10 protein-coding genes and 1 pseudogene are annotated in these 12,497 nt (G+C 46.4%); 7 read left to right on the forward strand and 4 right to left on the reverse strand.

The genetic code is table 11. The features are described 5' to 3' along the window. The first annotated feature begins 368 nt into the window (after positions 1–368). The 4 genes from H6G00_RS22120 (at position 369) to H6G00_RS22135 (ending at position 3,224) form a co-directional block, all read left to right on the forward strand. Positions 369–779, forward strand: a complete 411-nt coding sequence (locus tag H6G00_RS22120) for a response regulator (protein ID WP_190798402.1) — start codon at positions 369–371, stop codon at positions 777–779. 338 nt (positions 780–1,117) lie between these two features. Further along, entirely contained in the window at positions 1,118–1,705 is a 588-nt protein-coding gene (locus H6G00_RS22125) for an SH3 domain-containing protein (RefSeq protein WP_190798403.1), read from the forward strand. A gap of 63 nt (positions 1,706–1,768) precedes the next feature. After that, the gene (locus H6G00_RS22130; RefSeq protein ID WP_190798404.1) at positions 1,769–2,134 is read left to right on the forward strand and encodes a hypothetical protein; all 366 of its coding nucleotides are present in this window, start codon (positions 1,769–1,771) and stop codon (positions 2,132–2,134) included. A 55-nt stretch (positions 2,135–2,189) separates the two neighbouring features. Further along, a complete protein-coding gene (locus H6G00_RS22135; protein ID WP_190798405.1) occupies positions 2,190–3,224 on the forward strand; it encodes an AI-2E family transporter in 1,035 nt (344 codons plus the stop codon). Between the two features lie 2 nt (positions 3,225–3,226). Here the strand turns inward: H6G00_RS22135 and H6G00_RS22140 are convergent, their stop codons facing one another. From H6G00_RS22140 to rppB, 3 genes are all read right to left on the reverse strand, one after another. Continuing rightward, a complete protein-coding gene (locus H6G00_RS22140; RefSeq protein ID WP_190798406.1) occupies positions 3,227–4,507 on the reverse strand; it encodes a DUF389 domain-containing protein in 1,281 nt (426 codons plus the stop codon). Positions 4,508–4,596: 89 nt separating this feature from the next. Then, positions 4,597–5,664, reverse strand: coding sequence for an ion channel (locus tag H6G00_RS22145; protein ID WP_190798407.1), 1,068 nt, complete (start codon positions 5,662–5,664; stop codon positions 4,597–4,599). A 37-nt stretch (positions 5,665–5,701) separates the two neighbouring features. Continuing rightward, entirely contained in the window at positions 5,702–7,039 is a 1,338-nt protein-coding gene (gene rppB, locus H6G00_RS22150) for a two-component system sensor histidine kinase RppB (RefSeq protein ID WP_190798408.1), read from the reverse strand. Positions 7,040–7,749: 710 nt separating this feature from the next. On the opposite strand from rppB, the gene H6G00_RS22155 reads away from it, so the two are divergent. Beyond that, on the forward strand, positions 7,750–8,589 hold the full coding sequence (locus tag H6G00_RS22155; protein WP_190798409.1) for an S-layer homology domain-containing protein: 840 nt from the start codon (positions 7,750–7,752) through the stop codon (positions 8,587–8,589). A gap of 225 nt (positions 8,590–8,814) precedes the next feature. Next, positions 8,815–9,819 (forward strand): mechanosensitive ion channel family protein, encoded by a 1,005-nt coding sequence (locus tag H6G00_RS22160; RefSeq protein ID WP_190798410.1) that lies wholly within the window; start codon positions 8,815–8,817, stop codon positions 9,817–9,819. A gap of 139 nt (positions 9,820–9,958) precedes the next feature. On the opposite strand, the gene rppA is transcribed toward H6G00_RS22160, so the two are convergent. After that, positions 9,959–10,654 (reverse strand): two-component system response regulator RppA, encoded by a 696-nt coding sequence (rppA, locus tag H6G00_RS22165; RefSeq protein WP_190798411.1) that lies wholly within the window; start codon positions 10,652–10,654, stop codon positions 9,959–9,961. A 486-nt stretch (positions 10,655–11,140) separates the two neighbouring features. Between rppA and H6G00_RS36775 the strand changes: the two are divergent. Beyond that, positions 11,141–12,385: pseudogene (locus H6G00_RS36775) on the forward strand (Nramp family divalent metal transporter); the annotation flags it as partial. Positions 12,386–12,497: the final 112 nt, after the last annotated feature.

Genomic DNA, 12,497 nt, shown 5'->3' on the forward strand with positions numbered 1-12,497 from the left:
CTAGAGCAGCTATAGGCTTATGCTAGTGCACTTAGCTTGCTTCTACTTGAGTGACCGTGGCGTACTACAGAATGAGGCTGTTTTGCCTGATTTTCCTATTCGCCAACAGCAACACTAGCTAGTAGATTTGTGCAATTCTAATTTCACTCGTTTTTCATAATCAGCTAATAACATTTTATTGTCACTATTAAAGCAAAAATATAGCAGCTCTGTATTTAGTTGTGAAACAGATACGTTGTAAGAGATACACTCCTTCGAGATGCGTCTCTTATAACTCATTTGAGATTGCTATAGATAGTCTTTTATTGGACACAAAGTACTCAAAGAAAGAAGAAAAAATCTCTGTTGTTTACAGTAATGAATTCGCCATGACCTCAGATCAGCCTTTGTCAGAAGTGAAAATATTGCTGATAGAAAACGATAGAGATACAGTAGAACTATTCCGCTTTGTCCTTCAGGCTGAAGGGGCACATGTCGTTGCAGTATTCTCTGTTAGAGAAGCTTTGAGTGTTCTTAGCGTTAATCAATTCAATATAGTTCTATTTGAACCGAGGCTGTCGGATGGAGAAGGTTATCTATTCATAGAAGCGTTAAGGCGAGGAGAGTTGGGTGATAACCAGCATCTTCCAGTCGTAGCTGTGACTGCATCTGTACGTCAGGTAGATCGGGAGCAAGCTAGAACAGTAGGATGTCAGGAATTCCTGCCCAAACCTGTTGACTTGTCAAATTTAATTGATGTTGTCCTCAGGCTGGTGGCTGTTCCACCTGTAGTAGATTAGGACACAAAGGTAGGCAATTATTTGGGCATCAGTTTGCGTTAAGGCTGTTTAGTTTGGGTTTGATGTCAATATTATCTGCGCGTTCCGCAATAGTGCGGAACATTTTTCTTTGTAAGAATGTTAGTTTTGCTTAGTTGCGAAATGTGAAAGTAGCATGAAATTTTTGCTGCTCTTATGTTAGAAATTTTGTTTCCTCCATTGGCTAGACGAGAAACTTACTTCAAATTTCTAAAGTAGTACTCAGATAGTAAAAACACTAGCCCTCAAATTCATTATTTCAACGGCTTTTCTTTTTACTTCTTTGCAGACTAACTACTAATGAAAACTGCGTGAAAAAAATGAAACAAATTAATATCTGGCAACGGTTTTTAGCAGCAATAACTCTACCTTCCCTGTTGGCGATTACTTTTGGGTTTCCGATCGCTGCTGTCAGAGCTACTTCCCTTCAAAGTGCTTCCATCCCTCCCGTGGAAAATGAATTTTCCGGGAACGAGGATAATATGCAGCTAGCGCAAGCATCAGGTGTTTGTCGTCAAGTGAGTGCAAGGGGAGGGCTTTACGTCCGAGCAGAACCAACCATCGACAGCAGAATCCTTGGAGCAGTCCTTTATGGACGTAATGTTACTGTGTTGGAGCAACAGACGGAGAGTTGGGTGCCTGTTTCTGCCCCGATTGAAGGCTATATGTTTTCAAGTTATTTAGTCCCTTGCGAACAAGCTGACCCTGCTCCTTCAAATTGCCGTCAAGTTAAGGCTACAAATGGACTAGTCGTGCGAGAAGAACCGTCAATTGATTCTGAACGAGTTGGCGTAGTTGAGAGGGGACGCAACGTAACTATTGTAAACCTAGGTACTAATGGCTGGGTTCCCATTCAAGTACCGCTGGAGGGTTATGTGCCGGCAAATGATTTAACTTATTGCCCTTGATGTTTAAGCACCAGCTTTGAGACTCGTTTATATCTTGGGAATAAATGGTGGAAAGCAAAATCTATGAATCCAACGCAACAGATTATGCTGGTTTCCTCTAGCGACATTTCTTCGGAAGGAAGAGCGCCAGTTCGGGAAGCATTAACGACCCCGCTAGAGATTTTGCTATTTGTTTGGTTCACGGCTCCTTTAAGCTTTATGTTTGTTGCCTGGATTGTATTCTCTATCAAGCAACTGTTTCTCCATCGCCCTGCTCCGCCGTCCTCCGCTTTTCCTCTAGTTCAACCAGAGAGTCCTTGCTCAAACTGTCGATTCTTTAGCCAGAATGCCTATTTGAAATGTGCGGTTCATCCCTCTATCGCTTTGACGAAACAGGCGATCGATTGCTCTAATTTCTGGGCATTGGATGATGACAAGTTTACTCAGTAACCAGTATTGTTGATGGCATCTAAGTAAGCTTGTAGCCAAAACGAGGGTTAAATTTGTGCGTCTAGGGCACTGGGTAGGTTTTCTTGCTCTGGTTCTCTCTCTATATATTCTTTGGAAAATTCGGCAAGTCCTTCTGCTGGCGTTTACAGCGGTGGTTTTAGCAACAGTTCTAAACCAACTGGTGAAACGGTTGGAGCGAGGAGGAATCCACCGGGGCTTTGGCATTGTACTATCGGTAACTACCGTACTCATTCTCTTTGCGATCCTAGTTGCACTCATTATTCCACCCTTCTTTGATCAGCTTCCTCAGTTGATTAATGCAATTCCTCAAGGGCTAGATCAACTACGGGTATCCTTTGAAAGGTTAAGTGAACGAATTCCAGGGCAGGCAGAAGACAACGTTGGCATTCTGACTCGTCTCACCCAGCAGCTTCCTGATTTCATTAGTCAACTGTTTGGCAACTTCTATGGCTTGTTCACGAACTCGATTGAAATTATTCTGAGCCTGTTGCTGGTTTTGGTTGTCACAATTATGCTGCTGGCAAGCCCAAGATCGTACCGTCGAGCGTTTTTGCTAATCTTTCCCAGATTTTACCGCCGTCGAGTGGATAAGATTCTTTCAGAGTGCGAAATTGCTCTGACGGGCTGGCTAATCGGAATTCTATTTAACATGACTGTAATTGCTGTCCTGAGTGGTTTAGGGCTATGGTTTTTGGGTGTACCGCTACCTTTGGCTAACGCTTCTCTGGCAGGTTTACTCACCTTTATTCCAAATCTTGGACCGACTTTAAGTGTCATTCCTCCTGCGGCCTTGGCACTGCTCGACGCACCTTGGAAAGCACTAGCTGTCGTGGGGCTGTATGTTCTGATTCAGCAGGTTGAGAGTAATGTCCTAACTCCGCTCGTGATGCGGCATCAGGTTTCCTTGCTGCCAGCAGTGACGCTGTTATCGCAGCTGGCTTTCTCTATCTTTTTTGGATTTATGGGGCTGTTGCTGGCGCTGCCCCTGCTGGTGGTAGCCCAGGTGTGCCTGAAGGAAGTGTTGGTTGAGGATGTGATGAATGACTGGGAAGAAAGTACGGAAAATTAGAGCTAGGGGCTTTCAGGTGCTTGTAAAACGGTGACATTGACCAATGGAGTAACATTGAAGCCCTGATTGAGCAAATGGGTCTGGATGTCTTGGGTTAGTTGAGACTGGATTGCCTCTGTGGATTGGCTAGTACTTTGCTGTTGCACATAAACAGTCGCCAGCAATGTATTTTGCCCCTGAATATCAGGACGGGTGAAGCGCACGTTTGCTTCAACAAGTTTTGCTAATCCACTTTCATCTACAACCATTTTGATGTCTGCGGTTGCGCGTTGAGTTAGGCTAGAGCGCTGTAAATTTGGCAAGCTGGAGAATTGCCAGGTTAATAGTCCGGCGATCGCCACCACAGTTACCGTCAAAATCGCTGGAAATGCCCACGCTTTCCCTCGTTTGTAGCGTGTACCTTGAGCAGATATGCCATACAGGCGAAATACGATCGCCGCTGAGAGATTGATCCCCACCAGTTGCAGCAGCAACACAAACACCCCGTTGATGGTCAAATCCCAGCGACCCATTGCGCCTGCCATGCCTACCAGTCCAGCCGGGGGAGCCAAAGAAGCCGCAACCAACATTCCTGTCGCTGCACCAGAAACCAGACTACTGCGTTCAGATTGCACCAGGTTGAGCGCCCCTGCTGCACCTGCCACGACGGGCAGAAACACGGCAACGGCAGAAATCGTGCTAGTTGCAGCCATTTGCTCGGTGGTGACTTGTTGTCGCAGCACAAAGCTGAGGAATGCAGTTACAGCGATCGTCACAATTAAGGCAGCAAAATAGCGAACTAAACTTCGACCTAGTAAGTAGCGATCGCCCCGTGCAGTTGCCAGTGCCACATTCATGGCTGGTCCGGCAAAGGGAGCAATCAGCATGGCTGCGACTAAAAGGTAAGTCGTGTTAGTAAATAACCCAATCCAAACGACAACGCCAGCGGCAGCGGCATAGCCCAAAAAGCCTTGCCAGGAACCGACACTTTGCAGCCCAGAGAGAAACACTTCAATCGGGCTACGGACTGCTACATCAGTGACTTGCTGTGCTGCTTCATCTGCTGGTGGCTGGAGGGTCAACACACCCCGAGGATTGAGAGTAATTTGTAAGTCCGGTATCCCTTCCAGGGCTTCTAGTAGCCCTTCAACTTTGCGGTTGGAGACATGAATCGTCACCAGATCTGTAGATTGTTTGCTGCCTGTTGCTTCAACTAATGACAGGTTTGCCCCATCATGAGCTTTAGCTGTATCTAAAACGTCTTTTCCATATCCGCGTGGCACTTGTATCAGTAGTTGACGCATGGTACGGTTTCTCCTGTGCGATCGCCTGACGTATCATTACTTACTCAATTCAACTCACATCCATACTTTGAGAAACTGTTGTTTGCTGCTTAATGCAACGTTTTTTGATCAATCAAAGTGTGATCATCGAGTCCATCGCCTCGGCTTGTAGTTTGACTAGAGGCTACACTGTTCCAAGTCCATCCGTCTTCTTGCACCAGCGCTAATAACAGCTGTCGGCGTTTCGTTAAGTGTTTGATGGACTCCCAAAACTCGCGATCGCTCACGGTCGGAATGCCCAAGGCACGCAGCAAGTGAAGCGGTGGGGGGGGTGGATTTTCAGATGCGGGTTCAATGTAAGCGGATGTCAATGTTCTTAGAAAAGCTGCATTTACCCGTCTCACGGGTCTTAGTGCGGCTGGGTCAGGTTGGGCTGATGGTTTGACTCCATATTCCAGTAACGTCAATGCTTCATCAAACGCCACAAAACTCAGGACTGGGGCTTTAGAGCGTTCAACACTATGAAAGTAGTGAAGAATTGGATAAGTGAGATGTTGTTCTCCTTGCAAAGCGATTTGAGTAGCCAGTGAGATCAAATGCTGATCAAGCTGTCCAAAGTCTCTGCCATTCCAGGCTCTTGCAACAATTTCATCTGGCGTTCCACCAAGAGCGGAAATATAAACGGCTAGCTGGCGCTTTTGAGTGGCTGCTGAGACAACCGGGATGAGATATGAAATCGTCAACGATGTCATCACAAAACCGTTAGCTGAGGCTGCTGCTGTTGCCAGTTGCCATAAGATACCATTGGGCTGGTAGTCTCCCATACCCAGCGTAGAGAGCGTATAGCCAACGAAATAAACTCTTTCCCAGCCGCTAGCTGGCTGTTTGCTAGAAGCATTCAACACAGTCAAATCTGACGCATTGAAGATCAGCAGCCATCCTACTAGGATTAGGGTAAACCAAACCAGCGCTGTCGTGACCAGAATAACCCAACCTGTGAACAGTAGCAGCCGATGATTTGAGCGCTGTTGGTGAATCTGCAACGCAATATGCCATAACCCAGCAGACATACGACTGGTTAAAGGACCGCCGCCTCCAACCGTCAGCGTTGTGATTAAAACATCGAGCATCACAAATAGGATAATCAGACTTCCTAGAACCAGCAGTGCAGTTGACATAAGATTGCAAATTGGACACTTAAAACTATACAAAAAGCTATTGCAGCGGCAGGCGCAGGGTAAATACACTGCCTTTTCCCAGTTCACTTTTAACTTGAATGCTGCCGCGATGCATTCGGGCGATCGCCTGAGCAATCGGCAACCCTAAACCTGAGCCTCCGGTGCGGCGCGATCGCTCCTGCCCAACTCGGTAGAAGCGATCGAAGATTCGAGCCTGATCTTCCAGCGCAATTCCCACCCCTGTATCTTGCACATGGATTAGCGCATGTTGGTCAACTCGATCCAGAATAACGGTAACTTGTCCCCCTTCTGGAGTTACCTGGATTGCATTGCTGAGCAGGTTGGAAACTAATCGATAGAGTTGCCCTTCATCTCCCAAAATGTGGACGGGTTGCTGAACCCGTATCTTCAACGAGAGTTGAATATCTGCTTCAACGGCTAAAAATGCCAATTCTTCAACCAAGTCACTTACCAAGTTATTTAAGCAACAAAGTCGGTGCCGTCCTGCCAGTTCGCGTCGATCAATTCGGGACAACAGCAATAGGTCTTTGATCAACTGAGAGAGCCGCGCAGTTTGTCGCTGAAAAACGGAGATCGTCTCCCGGTCTATCCCAGGAGAGCCTTCAGATTTCCGGTGGAGTCGAACATCAGCCTCAATCGTTGCCTCCATTGCGGCAAGAGGGGTACGAAGCTCGTGAGCAACATCAGCAGTAAATTGCTCCATGTACTGATAAGACCGATAGACAGGCTGCATGGCTAGCTCTGACAACCACCAACTGGTCACTCCAACCAGCATCACAGCAATCGGGCAACCGAGCAACAGCATCCAGCGTAAATCTTCTAGATTTTCGTCCAGGTCTTGAAGCGATCGCCCCACCTGCACATATCCCCAAACCTGATCCTGTAGATGCAGCGGCAAGGAAACCTGACGATAGCGATTTTTTTGAGAATCTGTAACCGTTCGCCACTGCTGATCCCCTGGAGTAATTGCCAATTCGTCTAGCTCGATGCCACCAACCATAATTGGGTTTCCCTCGGGGTCAAGCAAGCGAATATAGTAGTCGGCAGGGGACGTCAGATTCGTTAAAGGCGGTTGGGTCTCTGCTATGGCGGGTAAGCACTCTGCCTTGGGCAGGCAAACTCTGAGGTAGTTCGCAAGTTGGCTCAACCGCTCCGGTCGCTCAAGGATTGGCTCAATTTGCTGAGCCAAGATTCCTGTCACCGATTCGAGTCCCCGATCAATCGTTTTGCCGTAGGCTTCTGCGATCACCCCATAGGTGCCAAACCCAAACAGCGCTAAAGTACAGCCCATCACCCCAGCATACCAACCTGCTAACCGCAGACGAGTTTGATGGAATAGGCGATCTTGCTGCATACCAAGTTGACAAAGAACAGTGGCAAAAAATCTTCTACCGACCAAAGTATGCAGTTCAACCCGCTTTTTTACCTCTCTCTGAGGGGATGGGCTGAAGCTCTAATCCAAAGAACAAGCTGGCGATCATTGAGTTTTATCAATCGCATAACGTTGTGCATAGGCAACACAGACTTGTGAAGTCCGCAACCTTTATGTTGCTCTATAACAATAACGTTGTGCATAGATAATCTAAAAGATTACGTGCTCACACTAAAGGTTTGTCCTGACGCACTAAAGGTTTGCACGCACACAACAAAGGAATACGTCTGCAAACTAAGCTTTGCAGCGATCGCACTAAAGGTTTGGCTTGGCGCACTAAAGGTTTGCACAAGGACACCGCTGTTACGTGGACAAACAGCAAAGAATTGAGGTGACAATATCAAAGATGCAAGGGGATGAGGGAATGGAGGGGCGATCGCCCTCTAAATGCTTGGCAGCGAAGCTTATGTTTATTTCATGCTGATTTCATAATTTTGTGTCACCTATTAGGTTGTAGGGAGTGAGTAGCAGGGTTAAGGTTTCCCTGGTTCAGTGAAGCAAAGGGATAACGGTGTGAGTTTGATTCCCTTTGATAAGTTGACAATCTAGCTAATCACCTTTTGCCCGAAGTTCTAGGTTTGCTAGAGTCGGCACTCCAGATTAACACTACATGCCGAGTTCAATAGAAGGTTATGTCTCCTCCAGTTCATTCACACCCTGTTAACGAAATGCCTACGCCTGCTCACGAACCGATTCCGCGAAAACGAGGAAGTGGGTTAGGTGCCTCTATAGCTCTATTGCTTTTGCTCATTGTTGCAATGGGAACCGTTCTAGAGTACTTTGGCGTGATCAATCTGATTGCTGGCTTTGGTCGTAGGGGTAGACCTTATATTTATTTGGGAGCATGGCAACCAGCCGAATTGACGGCAGATGTCCCTGAAGACTTCTGGGCAAGCGATTCCATTGAAGCGTTGGCAGAGCGAGGCATTATCCGAGGATTCCCCAATGGTGAGTTTCGCCCCAGTCAGCCTGTGACTCGCGCCGAATTCGCAACCATGCTGGATACTGCCTTTAACTCGTCACCAACACCAGAATTTATTCGTTCCGTATGGGCATTCTTTAACCCTGATGTAGAACAATTGACGGGTGGCTTCAGCGATGTGTCTTCTGATTATTGGGCGGCTTCACCGATCGCCGATACAACACAGGCTGGATTCTTCAACGGATTTCCTAACGATGAGTTTCGTCCAGAGCAACCTATTTCAAAAGCTGCTGCACTGGTAGCGATCGCTAACGCTCTAGACTTAGATCCGGCTACTGCCATGCGCGATTCACTCTGGTATTACCAGGATGCTGCTGAGATTCCTGAATATGCCAAAGAAGGCATCGCTGCTGCGATCGAGGCTGGCGTTTATTTGGGAGATCTTTCTGCTGAATCTACCCAGCTCCAGCCCAGCCAGCCTTTGACGCGGGCGGAAGCAGCAGTTCTAATTCATCGAGCTTTGGAACAGGGGCTTGGAAATTCCTTTTAGGTCAAGCTCCTGTTGCCAGTCATCAACATCAAGTTTTTTGCGTCGAGCATTTCACACAAAAATGAAATCAGCATGAAACGTGCTTAACCTTCAAGATAGAGATGTTTAATCTGTCGCAAGCATGAAGGGAAAAATGCTTTAGATCCGTACATTAAGATGGCCGGGAAGACCTCAGCTAATCAGGTATTTGAACTGGAGATTACAAGAGCAGTTTAGAGAAACGCTATGAATTTAGAGATATCTACAGCTTGGTCTAAAGTTCAGGAGATGATTAATGGTGCGATCGCCCTGCTGCCAAACATTGTCTTAGCACTCATTGTCTTCCTGCTCTTTGTGTTTGTAGGAAGATGGATTAAAAGGCTGGTCAAACGGTTAACTCGCAATCGCCGTCAGGCTCGTAACTTGGGTATGGTGTTGGGGCGCTTAGCTCAAGGCTTGACAATCCTATTGGGTTTATTTGTAGCGTTATCCATTATCATTCCTACCTTTAGAGCAGGTGATTTGGTGCAACTGCTGGGGATTAGTGGGGTTGCGATCGGTTTTGCCTTCCGAGATATTTTGCAAAACTTCCTGGCAGGGATTTTAATTCTCTTGACCGAGCCTTTTCAACTGGATGACCAGATTGTGTTTAAAGAGTTTGAAGGAACGGTTGAGAATATTGAAACTCGTGCCACGACCATTAGAACCTATGATGGTCGTCGTATTGTCATTCCTAATGCTGAACTATTCACTAACTCAGTCACGGTTAACACAGCTTTTGACCATCGCCGTTTGGAATATGACGTAGGCATTGGTTATGGAGACGATATTAATCAAGCCAAACAATTAATCTTGGAAGCGATCGCTAGTGTGGATGGTGTTTTGAAGAATCCTGCGCCTGACGCTTTAGTCATGGAGTTAGCAGGGAGTTCTGTGAACATTCGCGCCCGTTGGTGGATTAACCCACCCCGCCGTGCCGATGCTCTTGATATGCAAGATCAAGTGCTAACAGCAATTAAGAATAAACTGACTGCCGACGGCATCGATCTACCTTTCCCTACTCAACAGATTCTTTTCCACGACCAAACCGAAGAAACCGATGGCGATCGCTCCCACCAGCGCGAAGGATGGCCCGCAGGCAAGCGCAAGACACCCAACCCTCGGAACATCAGTGGTTCTCTGCGGCAGTTAGCTGAAATGCGAACTCAGCGAAACGGCAGCAACCACACTCAAGCAACAGATGACCTATGAAAAGTGTCACGACCGCTACTTTAACAGCGTGACAAATTAAGTGTGTGAAAGGGTTGAAGATTTCCCAAGGAGCGATCGCACTATTCTGCACCCCGTTGGGTGAGTGTTGCGATCGCTTTGTGGTACAAAAGCTAAAGGATTATAGATTTGGGTTAAAGCGATAGCCTACCCCATAAATCGTCTCGATCAGACTATTATTGCTGTCTTCTAATTTGCGTCTGAGCAAACGAACTTGAGCTGCAACTACGTTACTAATAGGTTCCTCATCCACTTCCCAGAGTTGGTTCATAATCTGGTCGCGGTTGACGATTTGGTTAGGATGCTTCATGAAATATTCCAGCAGTTGAAATTCTTTAATAGTGAGTGGAATAACTTGTTTTTTCTCGTCAGTGGCATTTTGGCGAGTGACTGAATGAGTACCGTAGTTAAGCGTGAGATTTCCAGCCTGAAGTTGGGGTGGCTGAAGTTGGGGCGATCGTCGTCGTAGTGCCCGCAGTCGGGCAAGCAGTTCCGGCATTTTGAAAGGTTTGACTAAATAATCATCTGCACCTGCATCCAGTCCAATAATCTTCTCCTCCATCCGATCTTTTGCTGTCAACATCAAGACCGGAAGCGAACTGTGATTTGCTCTTAAACGCTTGCACAACTCCAAACCTGACATTCCCGGCAGCATCCAATCAATAATCGCCAGGGTATATTCCGTCCACTGAGTTTCTAAGTAGCTCCAAGCTTGATTTCCATCTAGAATCCAGTCCACTACATAAGTTTCCTGATTCAGCACCTTTTTAATTGCTGCACCCAAATCCGGTTCATCTTCAATCAGTAAAAGTCGCATTTCTCCAAATATTCCATTTACTCATTAGTTACCTTCTTTATTTATAGATACTTATTGATGGATATGTTACGGGTATTACGTTATTAATCTTCTACATTGAGCATTTCATACAAAAATGAAATGCCTATGAAACTTCAGTCATTCAAGAGTTTGAAACCCTCTTCCTCCATTAGCAAGAAGTAGCAATAATTTCTAACCTATACACTTAACCGAGTGTAACGACAGAAGAGATTGCCTTGAGCCCTGGTTTTTGTATCCAATACCGGGTAAGAGAATATTTGAAAAGCCTAATCTTCAGCCCAAGACCGTGTAGAGGCTAGCATTCGGGCAAAAAATTCCGGTTAGTTTGAGAGTTTATCTGCTGAATGCTACGCTCTTACAGAAGATATCTGCTGCTGCTCAAATATCCTATAAGGGCAGTAACCAAGCTTCTCAAACAATTAGTTTAACCAGTCCCAAACAGATATTTTCTAAGGCGACAAGAAAATGAGTAGCCAAAATGACTACAGTTCATCTCCAACCGCCGAGCAACAAGAGGATAATATTCAACGGATACCCAAACCTCCACAAGGTTGGCAGCGTTTTCTGTGGCTAGGTCCTAGCTTTATCTGGATGCTATCGGCAGCAGGATCTGGAGAACTGTTGTTTACCCCTCGAATTGCTGCTTTTTATGGCTATTCTTTGCTATAGGCACTCCTGGCTGCCGTAATTCTAAAATGGTTTATTAATGGTGAGATTGGACGTTTCACCGTTTGTAGTGGAGCAACTATTCTGGAAGGTTTTAGGCGACTTCCAGGTCCTAAAAACTGGGCAGTTTGGTTAATCTTAATTCCACAAGTTGTTGTTGCAATTGCTACTGTTGCTGGACTCACGGGAACCGCTTCTACTGCCTTGATTTTGGTAACAGGAGGAACGGTTCAACTCTGGACTGTGATTATTGTTCTTGTGACCGCTGCGATCGTTTTTCTAGGGCAATATGAGGGGGTAGAGAAAATCTCATCCTATATAGGAATTGCTCGGACAATCGCCGTGGTTGCTGCTGCTGTGATTGTTTTCCCAAATCTTGGACAACTAACCTCTGGATTGGTGCCTCAAATTCCATCGAATATTCGGTATAACGAGATTTTGCCATGGCTCGGTTTTATGTTGGCAGGTGCCGCAGGACTGATGTGGTATTCCTACTGAGTTGGAGCTAAAGGCTATGGAGCCGCTGCCTTTAAGCAAGAAGAACCCATTAATTTTTCCCAATTGGGGCGTGAGGAACAGCAGCACTTGCAGGGATGGACAATGCAAATGTTGCTATCTAATACCCTGGCTGTGATCGGGGCACTGCTAGCCGCTTTAGCATTCCTGATTTTGGGGAGTGAGTTGTTGCGTCCTCAAGGTCTTGTTCCCCGAGAGGAGCAGGTTGCCGAAACATTGGGAAGCCGGCTGGGTGACTTGTGGGGTCCGTTTGGCTTCTGGTTTATGATTGCGATCGTGTTTATCACCTTTTGCAGCACCACACTTTCAGTGCAGGATGGATTTGGACGTATGTTTGCTGATGGAACACAGATCATTCTGCAAGGATTTGGAGTACGCGGTCGCTGGGTGAATGAGAAGTTTCTGCGTAAATTTTACATTGTGGTACTGTTAGCGTTGCTGCCGATCGCCATCTATCTATTCTTTGGGAAACCTGTGGGTTTGTTGCAAACGGCAGGGGCGATCGAAGCGGCTCACATTCCCATTGTGGTTGTGTCGCAAAAACTGATTAGGGACAAACGATCGGTATCGTTTTCATTCCCTTAAGCAGCAATTTCAAAGATTGCTTCAATAAACTTGGCTTGAGACACACTGTCCCCTT

It is taken from the genome of Leptolyngbya sp. FACHB-541 (assembly GCF_014695875.1).
Classification (GTDB): Bacteria; Cyanobacteriota; Cyanobacteriia; order Elainellales; family Elainellaceae; genus JAAUTN01.

Coding starts and splice junctions, on each gene's coding strand:
- H6G00_RS22130 (WP_190798404.1), top strand. CDS start 1,769: ATGAATCCAACGCAACAGATTATGCTGGTTTCCTCTAGCGACATTTCT.
- H6G00_RS22145 (WP_190798407.1), bottom strand. CDS start 5,664: ATGTCAACTGCACTGCTGGTTCTAGGAAGTCTGATTATCCTATTTGTG.
- rppA (WP_190798411.1), bottom strand. CDS start 10,654: ATGCGACTTTTACTGATTGAAGATGAACCGGATTTGGGTGCAGCAATT.
- H6G00_RS22155 (WP_190798409.1), top strand. CDS start 7,750: ATGTCTCCTCCAGTTCATTCACACCCTGTTAACGAAATGCCTACGCCT.
- rppB (WP_190798408.1), bottom strand. CDS start 7,039: ATGCAGCAAGATCGCCTATTCCATCAAACTCGTCTGCGGTTAGCAGGT.
- H6G00_RS22120 (WP_190798402.1), top strand. CDS start 369: ATGACCTCAGATCAGCCTTTGTCAGAAGTGAAAATATTGCTGATAGAA.
- H6G00_RS22125 (WP_190798403.1), top strand. CDS start 1,118: ATGAAACAAATTAATATCTGGCAACGGTTTTTAGCAGCAATAACTCTA.
- H6G00_RS22160 (WP_190798410.1), top strand. CDS start 8,815: ATGAATTTAGAGATATCTACAGCTTGGTCTAAAGTTCAGGAGATGATT.
- H6G00_RS22140 (WP_190798406.1), bottom strand. CDS start 4,507: ATGCGTCAACTACTGATACAAGTGCCACGCGGATATGGAAAAGACGTT.